The following is a 19,709-nucleotide window of genomic DNA, read 5'->3' as shown; positions in this document are numbered from 1 at the left end:
TTCGATCGACAGGTCGCGGAAATCCAAATCCGCGCCGCGATCCTCAACGCCTTCACGACACTTGGCATTCCAAAGACAGCGGCCGTAGGCTAAATCCGTCCAGTGTCAGGGAAGGCCCGAACTCAACACGACTTGTGCAACAAGGCCGGTACTCGACCTCGTCTACGGTCCACCCGGCGTCTTTCAGTTTCTCTGCCGCCTCCAGAATGGCTGCGCAAATTGTATCATCAACGGGCATCTCGTCGGGTGCAAGTGTCATCGCGGCGCGTTTCGGATATTCAGGTCCGCTGAGGGACATGCCAACATACCAAGAATCCCGCGGGTCGGGTGCGGCCATCGCTGCAAGCGAGATTTTGAGGTCGGAGACACAGCGCGCAATGGGGCCGGACACAGCCATAATCTGAGCGCCGATGAACCGATCCGCCGCGCAGGCGTTATAAGCTGGGACACGTCCAAGCACGGACGGAGGCCATGAACCCCACAGGCGTAGGCCGGATATCTGATTGACCCCGCGATGTCGGTGGCATGGCCAATTGTGCAAATCCCAGATGCCACCGCAGCGGCAGCGCCGCCGGACGACCCCCCCCGGTGTGATATCTTTGTTGAGAGGATTCAGAGTTTGCCCGTACAGATCGTTACTTGAAAATCACCGCAGCAGAAAAGCAGGAGTGTTAGTACGGCCCACGATGATACCGTCAGCTTTTCGCACGTTGGCTACAACCGGGCTGTCAGTTTGAGCGAGATTGTCTTTTAGAAGCCTTACACCATTGCTGGTGACATGGCCCGTCCGGTCAACGTTTTCCTTGATGGTGAAGGGCACGCCGCAAGGCGGGCCGGGATCTTCGCCCCGTGTGATCGTCCCGTCGACCCTGCGGGCTTCTTGCATTGCCTCTTCGGGAAACTCCTGCACAACCGCATTGATCCTTGGATTGACGTCAGCCAGCCGCTGTAAGTGCGCTTCGGTCACTTCGGTTGCAGATACCCGCCTCTTGCGGACGTGATCTGTAAGTTCAGCTGCAGTCATTTTCCAAAGCTGGGTCTTAAAGTTCTCATTGAATTCTCTGAATGATTTAGCTTCATCCCATAAGTCTACCCGGATTTCATTCGCCAAGCACGACGATAACGGACCTTTGGTTTGGCTGTGTCGAACATCAGATTTGTTGCGCGACCCTGTCACCGCTCTGGCATCGATGTTGCGCATCCGATCAATGTCTGCTCTTGGGAAGCTGCACTGCGGCGGCGTGGCTTTCGATGAATGGCTGGTAGGGGCCGACACCAGTGCTAACCAACAAGCCTTTCCCTTGTTCCTTCCTTTCTTTCGCCCTCGGCCATGCGTGCGAATGCCTGCCGCCAGCCGGGGGTGAGATCAGCCAGATCTGCCAGGGCCTCGGCATCTTCACGGGAAACCCTGCGTGTCAGCCGGGCCCTGGTTACGCGCAGGACACTCCAGTTCGGGTTGCGTCTTTCAGTCAGTGTTATCCGGTTGCCTGCGTCAGCCACGCCCGTCTTCAGCACACGGTAGTACCAGCCGGTGCGGCCCGTTTTCTGGAACAGGTATGGCATCTTTTCATTTCCGGTATGCAGCCCCAGCTTCCAGCAGGGCTGTCGACCCTGGCTGATTTGAACGGTTGCTGTGCCCAGCGTCAGGATATCGCTGATGCAGAGGTTTTCCTCGGTCAAACCAGTTGTTGTGATGTTTTCACCAAAGGCAGCGGGTACTGCGCCAGCGGCCATGTGTCCCTCGCTCTGCCAGGCCGCATAGTGATCCAACGCATAGTTGTGAATGGCTTTTTCTTCGCCGCCATGAACGGTCAGGTCCGCCTGTGCATCTTCCAAAAAACCGGTCAGCGTAATGGCCTGGCGGCCGGACACTCGGTCTTTCTGAATGGCGGAAGGCGGTTTTTCTTCCCAGCGGTCCTGAACACTGCCCAGGAAAATGCCTCCGATTTCTGCCGATAGTTCAGGAAGGGTCATTCAGGCCTCTTTGTGTTCGATGCAGATTTTGTCACTTTCGCCGGCCTCCAGGCCGAGCCCCAACAAAGTGCAGAAGCCATTTTCCGAGCCTGTTTCATGATAGGCGCAGGTCTTGCATTTCCCGAACGACTGGCCGCCGTTTGCCGCCAGAGCCAGCCTCAAGCTCTGAAGCAGGCCGTCCTCGAGTGCGGCCTGAACGTTGGCGGGCAGGTTGCCAATGGCGTCTGCAATCGGATTGGCACCTGTCACAGCGGCCACGCCTGCCTTGGTCAGTTCATAGGAAATTGACCGCTGGTCGGACTTTTGCCGGCGTTCCGCGGCGTATCCCTTGCGCACCAGTGCCTTCAGCGTCTGGGACATCGTTCCGCGCGTTGTTCCCAGATACTCGGCAACATGTGACGGCGAACGGGAAAACTGATTTGCCTCAGACAGATACTCCAGCGCTGCCCTTTGTGTCGGGTTCAGGTTGCCGGTCCAGCCGGTGGCGGAATCTATCCTGGCAAGGCGGTTTATGAGGATGCGGATGCCGTGGTCGTTTCTCATGCTCAACAAGTAGCGAGTCGAAATTAAAGTTGCAATGTGTTTTTCAAAATAGTAGCGAGTCGATACCAAAAGATTGGAGATGCAAAATGAAACTTCCCTGGATATCCCTCGCCGCCATTGTTTTCGGCGCCTCGTCCTCTGTTGCGGACGGCGATCACGCCCTTCATCAGGAGGGGGCCGTCATTTCCCCATCTGATGCCGGCAAGGTGGCCGATTTCGACATCCTTGCGGCGCATGCGCACCGCAACGGCAACATTGTTACATTCCACATGACCACCAGTGGCATTGCCGGGGCATCGGTTCCGGCCGCAACCGGAGCAGTGGGCGGGTCTGATGTCTGGTCCTACGTGTGGCCCACATCTCTTGATCCCTCTGCAGTGGGCTTTGACGGCGGCACCGGCATTCTGGCAATGGCCGCGACCAGCCATCCGGATTTTGACGACACCCCGCTTTTTGATGAAAACGGCGATGGCGATCCGGCTAACGACGGTATCGAATGGCACAGCCATTGGGTTGTACTAATCCCGACCGAAGCCTGTGGCCCGGGCGCCCTCGCGGTGCGCGACATCCCCGATGGAGCGTCACCAAAGCTGCCTGCGACCTGGCCGGGGTTCCCGATTTTCCTGGACAGCCCAGGGTTCACACCGCTGTTCGACGGTCCGGAGATCAAGGTGAATGCCGGCTTTGCCAGCGACGTCCAGCTGGAAAGTTTAGCCTATGACGGCGTCACATCCGCGCTTCGGGTGAATGCCAGCATTCACGCACCACTGCTGTGTGTCACGGATGTTTTTGACATTGCTTCAGGTGACCTGAGCCTGCCTGGCAAGCTTCAGTAAACGATATCTGGCGGCTGCCCCGAACCGGGACGGCCGCCTGCTGATTAGGGTCAGGATGCATTGATTTTCGCTGCACCACGTGATCCACGGCTCGGAAAACGGAGTGGTGACATGAGCGACCTTTACTGGCTGACCGACGAGCAGATGGCCAAGCTCACCCCTTTTTCCCGAAGTTGCACGGCAAGCCTCGGGTTGATGACAAACGGGAGTTGAGCGGAATTATCTTTATCAATCGCAACAGGTTGCGTTGCGAGGCGCGCCTTCTGAATACGGCCCGCACAAGACGCTCTACAGCCGGTGGAGGCGTTGGAGTGAGAAAGGCATCTTCGCGCGGATGATGGCCGGTCTAGCCGCCGAGAACGGCGAACAGAAGACGTTCATGATTGACGCGACCTATCTAAAGGCACACCTCACCGCGACCAGTATGGCCGCGAAAAAGGGGGGCGTGGCCGCCTGATCGGTAGAACTAAGGGCGGCATGAATACAAAATTGCACACCATCTGTGATAGCAAAGGGCGGCCTTTGAACCTCTTTGTCACCGCTGGCCAGGTTAGTGATTACATCGGTGCTCGGGCTCTGCTCAGCAGCATACCAAACGTGGACTGGCTGCTCGGTGATCGTGGCTATGACGCCGATTGGTTCCGAGATGCGTTGAAAGACAAAGGGATACGCGCCTGCATCCCCGGCCGAAAACAACGCAAGACGCCGGTAAAATACGACAAGCGAAGATACAAGCGGCGAAACCGCATCGAGATCATGTTTGGCAGGCTCAAGGATTGGAGGCGCGTGGCGACCCGCTGTGATCGCTGCCCAAAGGTCTTCCTATCAGCCATCGCACTCGCAGCAACCGTCATATACAGGTTATGAATCCTGAGCCTAATCATAGGGGCGGACCACTTCATTGGGGGAGGCTCAACCCGGAAAACCGACTGCCCTCAATCTGACGCAGGCCAAATCAACGGCAACGACAAACACATAATCCTAAGGGAATCGTCAAACTGCGTAGCAGCCGTGCCAATCGTCTGTTCACTTGGTTTGTCAAAAAACCCCGCTGGTTGCCCAAGCGGCGTGTGCAGGGACAGGCAGGGATCGATGCCGCCGAAAGACCCTCCGATAGACAAGAATCTGGGGGAAACAAAGAAGGTGTGCCCACCGCGCGGAAGGCGAAGTGTGCCGAAAATGACCGCCAAAAAATCAAAGGCGTGCTCTTAGCCTTGAGCAATTGCTTTCCAAGTTCGGGAAATTCCTCGTAAGTCCTTGAAAAGAAATGGAGGCGAGTACCGGAATCGAACCGGTGTACACGGATTTGCAATCCGCTGCGTCACCACTCCGCCAACTCGCCTTTTCCAGTGATATCAACCACTTGCTGTGATGCGATAGGTGTTCTAGCACCTTTGCGAAGTGGCGTCCAGACGGTCTCGGTCGAAAATCTCCCGTTTGCGCAGCCAATCCGGCCAGTGCGCGCGTTGCAACACGGCAACCGCGGAAATGTTACGTGAGGATGGGACATTGCCGCACGAGTACCAGTATGGCACAAGCCAATATAACACAGTGTTGGAAGATCACGATTATGCCTGACTTTGCCGCACGGCGCCGCACCATGGTGGACACGCAGATCCGCCCGTCGGATGTGACCAAATTCCCGATTATCGAGGCGATGTTGGCGGTCCCCCGCGAAGCCTTCGTCCCCGATGCAAAGCGCGAAGCCGCCTATGCGGAGGAGATGTTGGATCTGGGCGATGGCCGGGTGCTGCCCGAACTACGTACTTTTGCGAAGATGCTCGATGCGCTCAACATTCAGGACGACGAAGCGGTTCTGGATGTGGCCGCGGCACTTGGCTATTCCACCGCCGTCACAGCGCGCCTGGCGCAATTGGTCGTCGCTGTAGAGGAGGACGCCGACATGGCGGGCGAGGCGCAGTCGCTACTGTCCGAGGCCGGGGCCGACAACGCGATCGTGCATCACGGGCCGCTGGCCGAGGGCGCGGACGAGCACGGCCCCTACGACGCGATCCTTGTGCAGGGGGGGGCCGAACAGGTGCCGCAGGCTTTGCTGGCGCAGCTCAAGGAGGGCGGGCGCATCGCCTGCACCTTTGTCGAGGACGGTGTGGGGACCGTGCGGATCGGTTACAAATCCGGCGGCAAGCTGTCGTGGAGATACGCATTCAATGCTGGCGGGAAAATCCTGCCGGGGTTCACAAAACAACCGGAATTTTCGCTATGACCTGTTGGGTCGGGGAAGACAGGCCGGACACATAAAGAGGCGCGGAAAACAATGTTGAGAGCAGTATTAAAAGGAACGGCCCTATCGATTACGCTGTTGGCGGCAACGGTGGCGTCTCGACCGGCGGCCGCGGACAACCTCGCTGATGCGCTGGTAGGGGCCTACAATACAAGCGGTCTTCTGGAACAGAACCGGGCGCTGCTGCGGGCGGCGGACGAAGATGTCGCGATCGCAGTGGCGCAATTGCGGCCAATCATAAACTGGACCATGCAGATTCAACGGGAAATGGTCGATCAGCGGAACAACAATTTCGGTTCGAACAATGGTGAAACTGAAGGGTTTATCGGTCTGTCCTTCCAGCAATTGCTTTATGATGGGGGGGCTACGCGTCTTGCCAAGCAATCCGCCCAGGAAACCGTTCTGTCGGCACGGCAAACACTGATCAATGTCGAGCAGAGCATCCTGTTCCGGGCCGTCAGCGCCTATATGAACCTGATCCTGCAAGAGGACAATGTCGAGCTGCGCCGCAACAATGTTCGGGTTCTGGGCGAAGAACTGCGCGCATCGCAGGATCGGTTTGAAGTTGGAGAAGTGACGCGAACGGATGTGGCGCTGTCCGAGGCCAGCGTCGCCGCTGCGCGCGCAAACCTAGCGGATGCGCTGGGCAGCCTCACGACGGCAAAGGCCGAATACGCAAACGCTGTCGGAAATGAGCCGGGCAAAACTGCGGGACAGCCAAGCTTGCCCAACCTGCCAGCATCAATTGAGGCAGCCACTGCGGTGGCGGTCAAGACACATCCGCTGATTCTAGCGGCGCAGCATCAGGTGCGTGCCGCGGAACTGATCGTGCAGCAGCAGCGCAAGGAACTAGGTCCCAATCTGACCCTGGATGCTGACTTGGGATACACCGAGAATTTTGGCGATTCCGATTTCCGCAATACGTCTTCCGCCGGAGTGGTATTCCGTCAGCCGGTCTATGCAGGGGGCGCGCTGGCGGCTCAGGTTCGGCGGGCAATTGCTACCCGCGATTCCAGCCGTTCCGCGCTGCTGAGCACCCAAAGGGACATTATCCAGGGGGTTAAGGATGCCTATGTGCGGTTCCAGACCGCCGGGGCCAGCCTGACGGCGTCGAACGAACGCGTGCGGGCGGCGCAGATTGCCTTTGATGGCATTCGCGAAGAGGCGACACTGGGTGCGCGGACAACTTTGGACGTGCTGACCGCCGAGCAGGATTTGTTGGATGCACAGACCCAACAGATTTTTGCCCGTTCTGAACGCTCGCTGGCCGCCTATCAGGTGGTGCAGGCGCAGGGGCTGCTTACGGCTGAGCGGTTGGGAATTGCGGTTCAGATCTATGATCCGACGCTCTATTACAATCTGGTGAAAAACGCACCCGCACAGGTCAGTAAGCAGAGTAAGGATCTGGATCGTGTCCTGAAAGCGTTGAGCAAACAATAACACTCCACTCCTCTGTTGGCAGAACTGCCGAGCTTCGCTACACTTGTGGTGAGGTTCAGAGTGGTAGAAAAAAATGTCCAACCAAGCAGCCAATATGGGAATCGAGGATGTTCTGTCCTCGATCAAAAAACTTGTCAGCAATGAAGGCGCGCCCGAGCCCCGGCCGGCCGCACCCCGACGGCCCAAAAAGGCCAATAAGCTCGTCTTGACCCCGGCTTTGCGCGTGACGGAGCCCGCTGCTGAGGCGGACCGCAGGTCGCCGCCCGAACGGGCAACCGCCGTTCCGTGGAAGAACCCGAAAACGACGCTCTACGAGGCGGCGCAGTCGGCCGGGTCGGCAGAGACTGAAGCGCGGTCTTCGAAACCCCGTCCGATGTTGTTGCGGCCCGAGGATGCAGTTCCGAATGACAAAGTGGCATGGATCCGCCCGGAGGTGGCACGAGACGATCTGCAGGGCGGTGAATCATCGGCGGATGATTTCGCCTTTCATGGCAAAGAGAGCACGGCAAATGCGGTCGCCGCGTCAGTTGCACAGCCCTTGAGCAAGAAGATCGAGGCGCTTGAAGCGGCGATTGCGCGCACCATTGACCAGTGGGAGCCCGACGGCACCACGGATGAGGATTATTCCGGAACAAAGGTCGGATCTGGCATCGCCTGGCAGGACCGCGCGACGGAAAAGGATGCAGCAGCGCAGGTCGAAATCGCCGCGGGTTCTGTGGTTGAACCGGCTGCCGATGAAATTGCGCAGGAAGCGTCGCCCACCGAATCCGTGCAAGAACGGACAGAGCCTGCAGCACCGGAAAGGACCGCTCCGCAAGAGATGCAGGCCGAATGCGCGCCTCAATCCGTAGCACAGACAAGGCAAGCCCCGTTGGCATCGGATGAGGCGGTTCTGGACGAGGAAAGCCTGCGTGCGATGGTCGCGGAAATCGTTCGTCAGGAATTGCAGGGCGTCTTGGGAGAGCGCATCACGCGCAATGTACGCAAGCTTGTCCGCCGCGAGATTCATCGTGCCCTGATGGCCCGCGACCTGGAGTGATCCGTCACCGACGCGCCGGGGATTCCGCCAGCGACAATAACTGATCCAGATCCATGTAGCGCGTCAGATGATCTGCCAGCGTGTCCAGCGTTGCCTCGACACCGTCCTCATACGCGGTGTCGGATGTCTGGCCCAACGATGCCAGATACCCGGCCCGGAACTTATCCGACGAAAAGATGCCGTGCAGATAGCTGCCGCGAATGCGCCCATTGGCCGAGGCCGCGCCCTCTGGCCGCCCCGCGATCGAAAGCCAGGCGCGGTCGCAATCCGGCCCTGTGGTGCGGCCCATGTGAATCTCGTAGCCGTTGACCGCAGCACCTGTGTCCAGCGCCACCGCGTCGGTCAGCGTCACCTGCTTGTGACCTGCCATCACGGTTTCCACATCCAGCAGGCCCAGCCCGGCAACCTTGCCGGGGCGGCCATCCACCCCGTCGGGATCGTTGATGCTGTGTCCCAGCATCTGATACCCGCCGCACAGGCCCAGAACATGGCCGCCGCGCCGGACATGCGCCAACAGGTCGACATCCCAACCCTGGGCGCGGAAATAAGCCAAATCGCCGATGGTGGATTTGCTGCCCGGCAGCAGCACCAGATCGGCATCGCCGGGCAGCGCGCGGCCACCCGGCACGATCTCGACGGTGATGTCCGACTCGACGGCCAGCGGGTCGAGATCGTCAAAATTCGCCATCCGTTCTAATTGCGGCACCACAACCTTGAACGCCCCGCCCGCATGTGAGCGTATGTCCATCATGTCCTCGGCGGGCAGCTTCCATGCATCGTCGAACCACGGCACCACGCCAAGGCTGGGCCATCCGGTACGGGCGGCAATGTCGTCGCGCCCGTCGTCAAAAAGGCGGATGTCGCCCTTGAACCGGTTGACCGCAAAGCCCCTTACGCGGGCCAGGTCGGTCTGATCCAGCACAGCCTGCGTCCCGACAATCTGTGCGATCACGCCGCCGCGATGGATGTCGCCCACCAGCACCACCGGAACCCCCGCCGCACAGGCAAAGCCCATATTGGCAATGTCACCTGCGCGCAGGTTGGTCTCGGCCGGGCTGCCGGCGCCCTCGATCAGCACCAGATCAGCATCGCCGCAGAGCCGGTCAAAGCTGGCCAGCGCGGCGGCGAGCAGGCTCGATTTGTCCCTGCGATAATCGGTGGCCTTCAGGGTGCCACGCCGTTGGCCCTGCACGATCACTTGAGCGCCGGTGTCGGTCTCGGGTTTCAGCAGAATCGGGTTCATGTCGGTATGCGGCGTACGGTAAGCGGCGCGCGCCTGCAGCGCCTGCGCACGCCCGATCTCGCCGCCATCCTCGGTCACGGCCGCATTATTCGACATGTTCTGCGGTTTGAACGGTGCAACCCGCAGTCCCCGTCGCGCATAAGCACGCGCCAGCCCCGCCACCAGCATGGACTTCCCGACATTGCTGCCGGTTCCCTGAATCATGATGGACTTGACCATGGCCCGCCTCCTAACTTGGTCTGCAGATGACCCGATTTGGGCCCAGAGGAAAAGCCCCGTGAACACGCCCGCGCATCTTTTGATTGGTGCCGCCGCCTTTGGGCGGGGCAGGGGGCGCAAGGTTATGGCCGCAGCCTTGCTCGGGGCGCTGGCGCCGGACGCATCGCTTTACATCATGGCACTCTGGGCATTGCACGTTCAGGGCATCCCACCGCAGGTGGTGTTTGACGAGCTGTATTTCTCGCCCACATGGCAGAGCGTCTTTGCCATCGACAATAGTTTTTTCCTTTGGGGGCTAGTGCTGGGGGTTGCGCTGCTCAGCAGCAGCGCGGTTCTGATCGCATTTGCCGGGGCGGCGCTTTTGCATCTTGCAACCGACTTCGTGCTGCATGCCGGGGACGGGCGACCGCAATTCTGGCCGCTCACGGATTGGGTGTTTGACAGCCCGGTTAGCTATTGGGACAGCACCCACCACGCGCTTTGGGTGGCGCCGCTGGTGGCCGTTACCTGTTGCGTTGCCTTTTGGGGCCTCTGGCATGGCGGTCTGGGGGTGGTCGGAGGGATGGGATTCGGGCTGCTGCTGGCTGCCGAGCTTTGGACGGCGCGGCAATGGTTCTTATTCTTCTAAAGCGTTTCGACGTTTCGCTGAAACACTCTGCATCGCTTTTCGCGTTCGACCGGAGCGAGGCAGCGAACAAGCGATTCAAAGTAAAGTCGAAAGGCTAAAACGAAAAACGCGCCCCAGAGGGCGCGGCTTTCACCTTATAGGCGAGTTGAGCTCAGGCAGCTTCAGCCTGTTGTGCCGCATTGCGGCGCTCGCTCTCTTCGCGGGACAGCGCCACAGAGGTCCGAACCCCGCGGCCCACGAATTCCATCAGCCCGTTCACGACCCGTTCATTGGGGTCGATCCCGGCACAGCTCAGAACCTCGCGCCCGTCGCGCGACCGCGCCCAGCGGGCGATCTGCTCGGGGCCATTGCCGTATTTCTTGTCATCGGCGATGGCATCGTCCAAAGCGGCCAATACAACAGCCGCGAAAAGTTTGCGTGCACGATTGCCTTGCTCGTTATTAAAGGCTGTGCCGTCAACGAAATCTTGCATCTCGTCTTCCTTGTTGTTCTTGCTCTTGCATTTTTCGGCGTGGCGTTGCTTATGACCGATCCAACTCGATTCGGGTACCCCAGAGATGCATAAGAGTATTGCGAAATTTGCATGGCTCGCTGCGGGTGCAGCACAAGGTATCGTTGTCTTGTCAGGGTCCGTCGCGCCAGATATAGGAGCGCGGACTAAGGCATCAACCGTAAGTGAAGGATTTATGTCATGCCCAAGATCAACGGAAACGAAATCCGGCCGGGCAATGTGCTGGAGCATAATGGCGGGCTTTGGGCTGCGGTTAAGGTCGACCATGTGAAGCCTGGCAAGGGCGGCGCTTTTGCCCAGGTCGAGCTGCGCAACCTGCGCAACGGCTCGAAACTGAACGAGCGGTTCCGCTCTGCCGACAAGGTCGAGCGCGTCCGCCTGGAACAGAAAGACCAGCAATTTCTCTATGAAAACGATGGGATGCTGGTGTTCATGGACACCCAGACCTATGAGCAGGTCGAGGTCCCGGCTGAGCTGCTGGGCGACCGTCGCCCGTTCCTGCAGGACGGTATGACCATCGTGGTCGAGTTCTATGATGCCGAAGCGCTGAATGCCACTGTGCCGCAGAAAGTGACCTGCCAAATCGTCGAGACCGAGCCGGTGGTCAAGGGCCAGACGGCCGCGAATTCCTTCAAACCGGCGATCCTCGACAATGGTGTCAAGATCATGGTGCCGCCCTTCGTCGGGCAGGATGAGATGATCGTCGTGAACACCGAAACCATGGAATATTCCGAGCGCGCGTAACGCAGCGTCAAAAGATAATCTCGACGAAACGCGCCAGTTGCCGGGGTAGCTGGCGTATTTTTTTGGCGAATCGCAGGCATCCCGGAGCACGTCATGCAGTTGTCGAAGGGCAGGGCTCACGGAGCGACGGGGGTTTGGCCTCGTTGCCGCGCTATGGCGGCGGCGCGGGGCGCAGGATTTCGCGCAGCAGGTCGAACTTGATCCGATTGGCGCTGACCTGCCGGTAGAAGGCGATCAGGAATGCGGTGGGGGCCTGTATGCGGGTGAGACCAACTGTGGCCGCAACAACCGTGCCAACATCCGTGCGCCCGTTCAGGACCAGCCAGCCACCTAGCATCAGCACGGCAACGGTGCCGACTCCGTTGATGACGCTCAGCAGGAACTTGCTGGACAGTTTCCAGATGAAGATCCGGCGGCGGGTCTCATAGATCCGGTCGAATTCGGCCAGAATGGCGGCTTTGACCTCGGCTGTCTGTTCGGCGGTCAGGTGGTCGGTCGAGGCGCGCAGCACATGTACCCGCTCGGCGATGAAACGATTCACGTGGCTTTGCGAGTAGATCACGATCAGGATCTGCGGCGCGATCATCATCACCGCGATCAGCCCCAGCATCGGCTGAGTTGAGGCGATATAGCCGATCACGCTGACCAATGTGCCGATCTGCATCACTGGCTCGGAAAAGGCGCTGCCGGCGAATTTTCCCAATTCTTCGGCCTCAGCCGAGATTGCAGTGGCCAGCGTGCCTTGGCGCCCCTTGGTTCGGCCCGGAATGTCGGTCCTGTCCAGCAGCCGTGTGCGGATCAGGCGGATCGTGTCCTCGCCCAGGGTGCTGGCGCGGTAGCCCATGATCCATTTCAACAGCAGGCTCAGCAGGATTGCCGCCAACATGCCCGCGCCCAGCAGGAACAGCTTTTCTTTCTCCAGCGTTTTTGCGGTCAGCAGGTTGATGATGTTCTTCTGGAAATCCAGAGGCACAGCCGCCAGTGCGGCGATGGCCAGCGACAGCAGGATCAAAACGATCTGCCGCCCGGAACTGACCCGCCAGATTGCGGCATAGAGTTGAAGCATCTTCGTCCCCCGAGGTCTCTTTGGTGCAGTGTGCGAAGAAACCGATCGGAACTCAAACCTTCAATACGGTCTGGTCCATGGTGTCAGGCTTGGTTCATCCTGACCCGAGCGGCACCCGCGTTCAGATCGCTTTTGGCACGATCAAAGCGCAGATAGGCGATGGCGCGGTTGCCGGACCGGGTAAAGAGCGTCCCGGCGGGTTTGCCATCGGCGGTGATCTCGGTTCCCGATTCGGCGTCGCCTTCGACATCGACCAGGCAAAGCCCCTTGCGCAGCGCGGTCTTGTGTTTCATCCGCGCCGTCACCTCCTGACCGACATAGCAGCCCTTCTTGAAATCGACACCTTGCAGCGCTTCGAACCCGGATTCGAGGATATAGCTGTCGGGTGTCAACTCGATCCCGGTCTCAGGGATGCAGTGGGCCACGCGGATGGTATCCCAGTCGCTGCCATCATCGCTCTCAGTGGCTTCGGAATAGAACCGCCAGCCCAGGTCAGCATGGCGCGGATCGGGCAGGGCGCCTTCGGGCGCAGGCCCGGTGCCGCGTTGCAGGTTCAGGGCGCATTCGGTGATCTGCACATCGGCGCGCAGCTTGTACATGCTCAGGCGTTTGAACAGCATGTCACCTAGGGGGGCTGCCACATCCAGCAGTATGCCGTCCTCCTGCCGGGCAAGAAAGAAATCGGCGATATATTTGCCCTGCGGCGTCAGCAGGGCGGCATAGACCAGACCATGGTCCAGACCCTTGATATCGTTGGTGATCAACCCTTGCAGGAAATCCGTGGCGTCAGAGCCGGAAATCAACAGGATGCGGCGGCTGGACATCTGGGGTTCCTCGTCTAGGGTCTGGCCCCCGTGATATAGGACAACCCCGCCCGGGCACCAGAGGAGAAGCACATGGTGGCCAAGATCAGTATCGTGATCCCGACGCTTGACGCAGCCGACAGCCTGCCAGCCTGTCTGGAGGCCCTGTTCGAAGGGCTGACCGCCGGGCTGATCCGCGAGCTGATCGTCTCCGATGGCGGGTCGCAGGATGCGACCTGCGCCATCGCGGATGAGGCCGGGGCGCATGTGTTGACCGGACCTGCCTCGCGCGGGGGGCAGCTGCGGCGCGGCTGTGCCGGGGCGAAGGGTGAATGGTTGCTGGTCCTGCATGCCGATACGGTGCTGGATCGCGCTTGGTCTCAGGTGGTGGGCGATCATATCGAAGTGTCGGGGCAGGGCGCCTATTTCCGACTAGGTTTTCGTGCGGGCGGATTTGCACCGGCCTGGGTCGCGGGCTGGGCCAATCTGCGGTCGCGGCTTTTCGGGCTGCCCTATGGCGATCAGGGTCTGCTGGTGCGCCGGGCGGTCTATGAGCGCGTCGGCGGCTATCCCGACCAGCCGCTGATGGAGGACGTGGCGCTGGTGCGCGCCCTGCCGCGGCTGAGTGGCCTGCCCGTTCGTGCAACAACCAGCGCCAGTCGATATCGCGCCGGTTGGCTCCGGCGCGGGGCGCGGAACCTCTGGACGCTGACGCGGTATTTCGCCGGGGCCGATCCACAAAAGCTGGCCGCGCGTTACCGGCGCTGACCAGAGACCGCTAGCGCAACTCCACCAGCGATTTGCCCAGCCGGAATGGCGCGGCAAAACTCACCAGACAGAGGGCGATGACCTGCAGGATCAGGATATGGGCATTGTCTTGCAGGTATTCCCACTCGTCCTTGAGCTTGCCCACCTGCGTGACCAGATCATCATAGGCCTGCGCCAGGATCAGGTAATCGCCCGCAATTGCAGGCACCTTGCGGCGCATGTTGTCAACGGCGGCTTGGGTTTTGTCGTCCAGCGTGGTGAAGACCAAAAACTGGTCGAGATCAAAAGCATCGGCCTGCGCCATCATGCCCTTCATCTCGTCCATGTCATCGTCGTCGCGCCCACCAATCAGAAAATTCAGCCCCTGCAGAGGCGCGACCTCGTCGGTGACGGCGATAAACAGCGGCAGATCGGCATTGCTGGCGGTGGAGGCGGACAGGAATTCAACCTTTTCGCACAGAATCCCGGTATCGGGGTCATAGGCCGGATCGCAAAAGCGCAGGCGAAAGCGGGCGGCGTCGCGGTCAAAGGCCAGCGTGGCGGCATAGGCCACGTCGATCTGGCGGTCGAGGCGCGAGCTGTCCGAGACATAAAGCCCCGCGATAATCGCCGTCAGCGCGCCGATCCCGCCGAGCAGAACCCAGACCAGATCGGCCAGTTTCCAGGCCCGGTGACCGGCGGGTTTGCGAAACAGGAACCCGGTACCGAAACAGCCCCCCACGAAGAAGAGCAGCAGCAAGGACAATTGGTTCTCGGCGATGAAGGATGTCATGGGGGAGAGTCTATGCACGCCCCGCCCACACGCAACAGGCCTCACGCATTTGTCGTCAAGGTTTCAAGTGCGTGTGAGGGTGTTGGAGATGTTCCTAAGCCATCCTAAGCACGACGCGGGCGCGTTCCGCACTTACCACCGGGCCGGGCGCGAGGGCGGTATTTGCAGGGTAGAGTTGAGTTTCACCCAACCGTGTGATGGATCAACAAGACGCTTGGTGGGTTGGAAGCCCACCCTACGGCTTGCTAAGAATATTTGACCAAATACTCAAAACGAACTGAGCTTCTCAATTGATCCAAATCAGAAGCGTCCATTTGTTTGTGGATCATACGGTGGCAGGTCGGGCACAGAACAATGAAATCGTCAGGCACTTTGTACCTGCGGCTTTCTCCTTCGGCCAAACCGCTAATGGGTTTTGCATGATGCACATCTAGCGGGGTATTCTTCAAAGGGCCTTCGAAACCGAAGTGCGTCTGGGGATCCAGGCCGCACGCTTCGCATACAGTTCCTTTTGTCTGAAGAACCATTTTCCTAACGTTGGGTGTTCTTTCAATTCGACGTGAAAGATAATACTTGCGTGTCTCGGTTATGTCTGTAGATCCGGCTTCCTCCATCATTGTATCAGTTGGAGTTGTACCACCGCGATCAACTAGAGCATTATATGCGGATAGTATTCTTTCGAGGTCTTGGTAAAATGCATCGGGATCGATTTCCCTCGCGGGATATGTGCGCCCGAAAGAATGACCTGCTTCGTAACCAAGAGGCAGCGATTCAACAGAACCCAATTCAATAGGATCAAGATCGAAGAGCTTCGCGAATTCTGGTGTTCGTTCGGCCAAGTCAACGGCTCTTCGGCGCAATACTTGTCGGCCCGTGCGTTCCCCAAATTCGCGGTAGACCTCTGTTGTACCTTGATTCAGAGAAAGTACGATTTCTTCGGATTGAGCATTGATAAGATAAACAACATAGAATCCCCTAGTTGCACTAACGGTAATTAATGGGTCAAAATACGCAACCCATGGTACGGCCGCCCAGTTGCCGGCACCAACACTGGATTTGACCTTCAACTCGTAGGGTAAGAAAATTAAGCGTTTCTTGGCTTCTAAAGAAACGTCATGCCGGACAAAGTTGCCGAACTCGCTGCCGGCGAAGGGTTTGGCGCGTTCAAAGACGAACTCCCTCGCCAACCTGGCGAGCATTTGATGAAGCATTCTGACTCCTAGACATCCAACTCCTCCACAAACCGCGCGTTTTCCTGAATGTACTGGAAGCGCAGTTCGGGTTTCTTGCCCATCAGGCGTTCGACGAGGTCTCCGGTCTCGCCGGGTTCGTCCTCGTCGATGGTGACGCGGATCAGCTTGCGCGAGGACGGGTCCATGGTGGTTTCCTTGAGGTCCTTGGCGTCCATCTCACCCAGACCCTTGAAGCGGGAGACGTCGATCTTGCCTTTGCCGCCCAGACCTTTCTCCAGCCATTCGTCCCGCTCGGCCTCATCCAGACAATAGACCCGTTTCGCGCCTTGGGTCAGGCGGTAGAGCGGCGGGCAGGCGAGGTACAAATGCCCTGCATCGATCATCGGGCGCATCTGGGTGAAGAAGAAGGTCATCAAGAGCGCGGCGATATGCGCGCCGTCCACATCAGCGTCGGTCATGATGATGATCTTGTCATAGCGCAGATCGTCGATGTTGAACTTGGTGCCCAGCCCCACACCCAGCGCCTGCGTCAGGTCGCTGATCTCGGCATTCGAACCCAGTTTCGAGCTGGCCGCACCCAGCACGTTCAGGATCTTGCCACGCAGGGGCAGCAGCGCCTGGTTCTTGCGGTTGCGCGCCATTTTGGCGGAGCCGCCCGCCGAGTCGCCCTCGACAATGAACAATTCGGTGCCGTCACGGTTGGTGGCGGAACAATCGACCAGCTTGCCGGGCAGACGCAGTTTCTTGGTTGCCGTTTTGCGTTGGGTTTCCTTTTCCTGCCGGCGGCGCAGGCGTTCTTCAGACCGCAGAACAAGGAAATCGAGGATCGCACCGGCAGATTTGGTATCGGCGGCCAGCCAGTTGTCGAAATGGTCGCGCACGGCGTTTTCCACCAGCCGCTGCGCCTCGACCGTGGCCAGACGGTCCTTGGTCTGGCCCACGAATTCCGGCTCGCGGATGAAGCACGAGACCAGCGCGCAGCCGCCGGTGATCAGGTCGTCGCGGGTGATCTGGCTGGCTTTCTTGTTGTTGACCAACTCGCCATAGGCCTTGATCCCCTTGAGGATCGCGGCCCAAAAACCAGCCACATGGGTGCCGCCTTCGGGCGTGGGGACGGTGTTACAATAGGACTGGATGAACCCGTCGCGCGAGGGGGTCCAGTTGATTGCCCATTCGACCTTGCCGGGGGTCTTGAATTTCTCCAGAAAGTCCACGGTGCCCGCAAATGGCTGCTCGGCATAGGTGGACGAGCCGTTCATCGAATCCTTGAGATAGTCCGAGAGGCCACCCGGGAAATGGAAGCTGGCCTCGGTCGGGGTTTCGCCATCGTCGATGGCGGACTTCCAGCGAATCTCGACGCCTGAGAACAGGTAGGCCTTGGAACGGATGGATTTGAACAGTCGGGCGGGTTTGAACCGATGGTGGCCAAAGATTTCTTCGTCCGCATGGAAAGTCACGGTGGTGCCGCGCCGGTTTGGCGCTGCGCCGACCTTTTCGACAGGTCCCAGCGGCGTGCCGCGCGAGAAGCGTTGCTCGAACAGCTGTTTGTCGCGCGCCACTTGCACGACCATCGAGTCGGAGAGCGCGTTGACCACCGAGGCCCCCACACCATGTAACCCGCCCGAGGTCTGATAGGCCTTGCCCGAGAACTTGCCGCCCGCGTGCAGGGTACACAGGATCACCTCAAGCGCGGATTTGTCGGGGAATTTCGGATGCGGGTCGATTGGGATGCCGCGCCCGTTGTCGCGCACGGTGAGCGCATAGTCGGCATGCAGTTCCACCTCGATCCGGTTGGCGTGGCCCGCCACGGCTTCGTCCATCGAGTTGTCGAGGACCTCGGCCACCAGGTGATGCAGGGCCCGCTCATCGGTGCCGCCGATATACATGCCCGGCCGCTTGCGCACGGGCTCCAGCCCTTCAAGCACCTCGATCGAAGAGGCGTCATAGGTGGCGGTCGCTTCAGGCGTCAATAGATCGTCGGGCATGTCGGCTGCTCTTGTTCTTGGGTTTTTCATATTATGGCAGGTGATGTGGTTCGGGGGAAGAGGGACGCGAGGTGTTGTGGATAAGCGCGCATTTCAATGCCCCGTCTCTATGTCGCCGGACACTGCGCGGGGCGACGGTTTCGGTCTGTTGAGCGGAGCCGTCTCTGGCCAAGGCATGGGCATGCATCGCACCAACGTGCGCGTTGACCAAAAGTCTGTGTTGCCTAGGCTGCATCGCAACTGGGGTGCAAAGATGAGGCAAGGGCATGTACGGGCTGGATATCTTGGTAAACATCGCAAACGTGGCCTATCTTTGTTCCTACTCGGTGCGGGACATATTCTGGTTGCGCGTGCTGTCGGTGATCGGCGGTGCACTTCTTCTGCCCTATTACTACCTGCAGGCTCAACCGCTTTGGGCCGCTCTTGGCTGGAACATCTTTTTCATTGCGATCAATCTTTTCTGGATCATCCGTCTGTTAGCCGAACGCCGACCCGTGCCGTTCAGCGACGAAGAGAGGCGCTTGTACCGGCTTGCGCTCCGCAACCTGAAGGAACGTGACGCCTTCAATCTGTTTCGAATGGGGCAGCGTGCTTCCGTGCCAAACGGGGATTCACTGCTGCAGCAGGGTCAACCCGTGAACAGCCTCATGCTCATCGTCGATGGCGAGGTCGACGTCGAGATCAACGGGACCCGCGTGGACACGCTTGGCCCCGGCCGGTTTCTTGGGTCTACCGCGTTATTGAGCCAGGACGAAAATTTTTCGGCACCTGTGACGGTTTCTACAACGAAGCCAACGACAGCATATGTCTGGAAGTTCGACACGCTGAATTCCGCGTTTTCTAAAAATGCGGACCTCCAGATTGCAATTGAGGCAAGCCTCGGCATGGAGGTTTCGAGATATCTGCGATCCGCCAGGGCGCAGTTGATAGTTTCATGAACTGGCAGGGTTTTACGTGCACTGATGCCTCGCTCACGAAGTGCAGGATTTGCTTTGGTGCTATCCTTTGCGCATCAGGTTCTGGCTGGGCGCTGGTATTGCAAGAAACAACACTGCAGCCATCAACATTCAACACTGGAGACACAGATGAGTTGGATCAGAACCATCCCTTATGACAAGGCCACCGGCAAACTCAAGCGGCTTTACCAACGGGTGACCGGGCCGGGCAACAATGTCGACAATATCATGATGGCCCACTCCCTGCGCCCGCATTCGATGGAGGGGCATATGGTCCTCTACAAGAATGTGCTGCACCATTCCGGAAACACGGTGCCGAAATGGTTTCTGGAGGTGCTGGGGGTCTGGGTCAGTTCGCTCAATGGCTGCGCTTATTGTGTCGAGCATCACTTCCAGGGATTGCAGCGCTTGCTGGATGATGCGGCGCGTGGCGACGCTATCCGCGCCGCCATCGAGGCGCGCGCGCCAGAACAAGCCCCGTTGGAGCTCGCGCAGATCGCGGCGATGCACTATGCGCGGAAACTGACGCACAGCCCGGCGGATATGGCCGAGGCAGATGTGGCGGCTTTGCGTCAGGCTGGGTTCGACGATGGGCAGATACTGGAGATCAATCAGGTCACCGCCTATTTCTCTTATGCCAACCGGACGGTCTTGGGGCTGGGTTGTTCGACCGAGGGCGATGATCTGGGCCTGTCGCCGGGAAACTCCGAGGATCCCGACGACTGGGGCCACATCTAGGCACGCTAG

General features: G+C 59.3%; 19 protein-coding genes, 1 tRNA gene and 2 pseudogenes. 10 read left to right on the top strand and 12 right to left on the bottom strand.

Annotation, left to right across the window (positions count from 1 at the left end; translation table 11 throughout):
- Positions 1 to 52: 52 nt before the first annotated feature.
- The 4 genes and pseudogenes from AB1E33_RS03975 to AB1E33_RS03960 all read right to left on the bottom strand — a co-directional run bounded on the left by AB1E33_RS03975 (position 53) and on the right by AB1E33_RS03960 (position 2,586).
- Positions 53 to 597, bottom strand: a pseudogene (locus AB1E33_RS03975) (amidase family protein).
- 49 nt (positions 598 to 646) lie between these two features.
- Positions 647 to 1,201, bottom strand: a complete 555-nt coding sequence (locus AB1E33_RS03970; RefSeq protein ID WP_372575940.1) for an amidase family protein — start codon at positions 1,199 to 1,201, stop codon at positions 647 to 649.
- 80 nt (positions 1,202 to 1,281) lie between these two features.
- Positions 1,282 to 1,974 carry an MOSC domain-containing protein gene (locus tag AB1E33_RS03965; RefSeq protein ID WP_372575939.1) on the bottom strand — a complete coding sequence of 231 codons (693 nt, stop codon included), beginning with the start codon at positions 1,972 to 1,974 and terminating at the stop codon, positions 1,282 to 1,284.
- Positions 1,975 to 2,586 carry a MarR family winged helix-turn-helix transcriptional regulator gene (locus AB1E33_RS03960; RefSeq protein ID WP_372575938.1) on the bottom strand — a complete coding sequence of 204 codons (612 nt, stop codon included), beginning with the start codon at positions 2,584 to 2,586 and terminating at the stop codon, positions 1,975 to 1,977.
- A 17-nt stretch (positions 2,587 to 2,603) separates the two neighbouring features.
- On the opposite strand from AB1E33_RS03960, the gene AB1E33_RS03955 reads away from it, so the two are divergent.
- Together AB1E33_RS03955 and AB1E33_RS03950 are read left to right on the top strand one after the other, a co-directional pair.
- Positions 2,604 to 3,353: a hypothetical protein gene (locus tag AB1E33_RS03955; protein ID WP_372575937.1), complete on the top strand. Its 750-nt coding sequence runs from the start codon at positions 2,604 to 2,606 to the stop codon at positions 3,351 to 3,353.
- 429 nt (positions 3,354 to 3,782) lie between these two features.
- Positions 3,783 to 4,220, top strand: a pseudogene (locus AB1E33_RS03950) (IS5 family transposase); the annotation flags it as partial.
- Between the two features lie 401 nt (positions 4,221 to 4,621).
- On the opposite strand, the gene AB1E33_RS03945 reads toward AB1E33_RS03950, so the two are convergent.
- Positions 4,622 to 4,695 (bottom strand) — tRNA-Cys (locus tag AB1E33_RS03945).
- Between the two features lie 228 nt (positions 4,696 to 4,923).
- Here AB1E33_RS03945 and AB1E33_RS03940 point away from each other — a divergent pair.
- The 3 genes from AB1E33_RS03940 to AB1E33_RS03930 all read left to right on the top strand — a co-directional run bounded on the left by AB1E33_RS03940 (position 4,924) and on the right by AB1E33_RS03930 (position 8,074).
- Positions 4,924 to 5,577: a protein-L-isoaspartate O-methyltransferase family protein gene (locus AB1E33_RS03940; RefSeq protein WP_372575936.1), complete on the top strand. Its 654-nt coding sequence runs from the start codon at positions 4,924 to 4,926 to the stop codon at positions 5,575 to 5,577.
- 51 nt (positions 5,578 to 5,628) lie between these two features.
- Entirely contained in the window at positions 5,629 to 7,035 is a 1,407-nt protein-coding gene (locus AB1E33_RS03935; RefSeq protein WP_372575935.1) for a TolC family outer membrane protein, read from the top strand.
- Between the two features lie 73 nt (positions 7,036 to 7,108).
- Entirely contained in the window at positions 7,109 to 8,074 is a 966-nt protein-coding gene (locus AB1E33_RS03930) for a hypothetical protein (protein WP_372575934.1), read from the top strand.
- Positions 8,075 to 8,078: 4 nt separating this feature from the next.
- On the opposite strand, the gene AB1E33_RS03925 is transcribed toward AB1E33_RS03930, so the two are convergent.
- A complete protein-coding gene (locus AB1E33_RS03925) occupies positions 8,079 to 9,536 on the bottom strand; it encodes a cobyric acid synthase (protein ID WP_372575933.1) in 1,458 nt (485 codons plus the stop codon).
- 58 nt (positions 9,537 to 9,594) lie between these two features.
- On the opposite strand from AB1E33_RS03925, the gene AB1E33_RS03920 reads away from it, so the two are divergent.
- Positions 9,595 to 10,164, top strand: a complete 570-nt coding sequence (locus tag AB1E33_RS03920) for a cobalamin biosynthesis protein CobQ (RefSeq protein ID WP_372575932.1) — start codon at positions 9,595 to 9,597, stop codon at positions 10,162 to 10,164.
- A gap of 151 nt (positions 10,165 to 10,315) precedes the next feature.
- Here the strand turns inward: AB1E33_RS03920 and AB1E33_RS03915 are convergent, their stop codons facing one another.
- On the bottom strand, positions 10,316 to 10,636 hold the full coding sequence (locus AB1E33_RS03915) for a DUF6280 family protein (RefSeq protein ID WP_249710108.1): 321 nt from the start codon (positions 10,634 to 10,636) through the stop codon (positions 10,316 to 10,318).
- Positions 10,637 to 10,855: 219 nt separating this feature from the next.
- On the opposite strand from AB1E33_RS03915, the gene efp reads away from it, so the two are divergent.
- Entirely contained in the window at positions 10,856 to 11,419 is a 564-nt protein-coding gene (efp, locus tag AB1E33_RS03910; protein WP_372575931.1) for an elongation factor P, read from the top strand.
- A gap of 151 nt (positions 11,420 to 11,570) precedes the next feature.
- Here efp and AB1E33_RS03905 read toward each other — a convergent pair whose 3' ends face one another.
- Together AB1E33_RS03905 and ygfZ are read right to left on the bottom strand one after the other, a co-directional pair.
- On the bottom strand, positions 11,571 to 12,485 hold the full coding sequence (locus AB1E33_RS03905; protein ID WP_372575930.1) for an ABC transporter transmembrane domain-containing protein: 915 nt from the start codon (positions 12,483 to 12,485) through the stop codon (positions 11,571 to 11,573).
- Between the two features lie 83 nt (positions 12,486 to 12,568).
- A complete protein-coding gene (gene ygfZ, locus AB1E33_RS03900) occupies positions 12,569 to 13,309 on the bottom strand; it encodes a CAF17-like 4Fe-4S cluster assembly/insertion protein YgfZ (protein WP_372575929.1) in 741 nt (246 codons plus the stop codon).
- A gap of 72 nt (positions 13,310 to 13,381) precedes the next feature.
- Between ygfZ and AB1E33_RS03895 the strand changes: the two genes are divergently transcribed.
- Positions 13,382 to 14,056 carry a TIGR04283 family arsenosugar biosynthesis glycosyltransferase gene (locus AB1E33_RS03895; protein ID WP_372575928.1) on the top strand — a complete coding sequence of 225 codons (675 nt, stop codon included), beginning with the start codon at positions 13,382 to 13,384 and terminating at the stop codon, positions 14,054 to 14,056.
- A gap of 10 nt (positions 14,057 to 14,066) precedes the next feature.
- On the opposite strand, the gene AB1E33_RS03890 is transcribed toward AB1E33_RS03895, so the two are convergent.
- The 3 genes from AB1E33_RS03890 to parE form a co-directional block, all read right to left on the bottom strand.
- Positions 14,067 to 14,828: a hypothetical protein gene (locus AB1E33_RS03890; RefSeq protein ID WP_372575927.1), complete on the bottom strand. Its 762-nt coding sequence runs from the start codon at positions 14,826 to 14,828 to the stop codon at positions 14,067 to 14,069.
- A gap of 245 nt (positions 14,829 to 15,073) precedes the next feature.
- Positions 15,074 to 16,039, bottom strand: coding sequence for an MrcB family domain-containing protein (locus tag AB1E33_RS03885; RefSeq protein WP_372575926.1), 966 nt, complete (start codon positions 16,037 to 16,039; stop codon positions 15,074 to 15,076).
- An 8-nt stretch (positions 16,040 to 16,047) separates the two neighbouring features.
- Positions 16,048 to 18,006: a DNA topoisomerase IV subunit B gene (parE, locus tag AB1E33_RS03880; protein WP_372575925.1), complete on the bottom strand. Its 1,959-nt coding sequence runs from the start codon at positions 18,004 to 18,006 to the stop codon at positions 16,048 to 16,050.
- Positions 18,007 to 18,272: 266 nt separating this feature from the next.
- Between parE and AB1E33_RS03875 the strand changes: the two genes are divergently transcribed.
- Positions 18,273 to 18,944, top strand: coding sequence for a cyclic nucleotide-binding domain-containing protein (locus tag AB1E33_RS03875; RefSeq protein ID WP_372575924.1), 672 nt, complete (start codon positions 18,273 to 18,275; stop codon positions 18,942 to 18,944).
- Between the two features lie 147 nt (positions 18,945 to 19,091).
- Positions 19,092 to 19,700 carry a carboxymuconolactone decarboxylase family protein gene (locus tag AB1E33_RS03870; protein ID WP_372575923.1) on the top strand — a complete coding sequence of 203 codons (609 nt, stop codon included), beginning with the start codon at positions 19,092 to 19,094 and terminating at the stop codon, positions 19,698 to 19,700.
- The last annotated feature ends 9 nt before the right edge of the window (positions 19,701 to 19,709 follow it).

The sequence above is a fragment of the Ruegeria hyattellae genome, assembly GCF_041537925.1.
Taxonomy (GTDB): Bacteria; Pseudomonadota; Alphaproteobacteria; order Rhodobacterales; family Rhodobacteraceae; genus Ruegeria_C.
Note: the sequence above shows the minus strand (reverse complement) of the source record. Positions and strands in the feature narration are given on the sequence as shown.

Bases quoted from the DNA above. Each gene is read 5' to 3' on its own strand.
- AB1E33_RS03965 (WP_372575939.1), bottom strand. From the start codon at position 1,974: ATGACCCTTCCTGAACTATCGGCAGAAATCGGAGGCATTTTCCTGGGC.
- AB1E33_RS03885 (WP_372575926.1), bottom strand. From the start codon at position 16,039: ATGCTTCATCAAATGCTCGCCAGGTTGGCGAGGGAGTTCGTCTTTGAA.
- AB1E33_RS03940 (WP_372575936.1), top strand. From the start codon at position 4,924: ATGCCTGACTTTGCCGCACGGCGCCGCACCATGGTGGACACGCAGATC.
- AB1E33_RS03870 (WP_372575923.1), top strand. From the start codon at position 19,092: ATGAGTTGGATCAGAACCATCCCTTATGACAAGGCCACCGGCAAACTC.
- AB1E33_RS03905 (WP_372575930.1), bottom strand. From the start codon at position 12,485: ATGCTTCAACTCTATGCCGCAATCTGGCGGGTCAGTTCCGGGCGGCAG.
- AB1E33_RS03925 (WP_372575933.1), bottom strand. From the start codon at position 9,536: ATGGTCAAGTCCATCATGATTCAGGGAACCGGCAGCAATGTCGGGAAG.
- AB1E33_RS03955 (WP_372575937.1), top strand. From the start codon at position 2,604: ATGAAACTTCCCTGGATATCCCTCGCCGCCATTGTTTTCGGCGCCTCG.
- AB1E33_RS03930 (WP_372575934.1), top strand. From the start codon at position 7,109: ATGTCCAACCAAGCAGCCAATATGGGAATCGAGGATGTTCTGTCCTCG.
- AB1E33_RS03875 (WP_372575924.1), top strand. From the start codon at position 18,273: ATGTACGGGCTGGATATCTTGGTAAACATCGCAAACGTGGCCTATCTT.
- ygfZ (WP_372575929.1), bottom strand. From the start codon at position 13,309: ATGTCCAGCCGCCGCATCCTGTTGATTTCCGGCTCTGACGCCACGGAT.
- AB1E33_RS03895 (WP_372575928.1), top strand. From the start codon at position 13,382: ATGGTGGCCAAGATCAGTATCGTGATCCCGACGCTTGACGCAGCCGAC.
- AB1E33_RS03890 (WP_372575927.1), bottom strand. From the start codon at position 14,828: ATGACATCCTTCATCGCCGAGAACCAATTGTCCTTGCTGCTGCTCTTC.
- efp (WP_372575931.1), top strand. From the start codon at position 10,856: ATGCCCAAGATCAACGGAAACGAAATCCGGCCGGGCAATGTGCTGGAG.
- AB1E33_RS03935 (WP_372575935.1), top strand. From the start codon at position 5,629: ATGTTGAGAGCAGTATTAAAAGGAACGGCCCTATCGATTACGCTGTTG.
- parE (WP_372575925.1), bottom strand. From the start codon at position 18,006: ATGCCCGACGATCTATTGACGCCTGAAGCGACCGCCACCTATGACGCC.
- AB1E33_RS03970 (WP_372575940.1), bottom strand. From the start codon at position 1,201: ATGCGCAACATCGATGCCAGAGCGGTGACAGGGTCGCGCAACAAATCT.
- AB1E33_RS03915 (WP_249710108.1), bottom strand. From the start codon at position 10,636: ATGCAAGATTTCGTTGACGGCACAGCCTTTAATAACGAGCAAGGCAAT.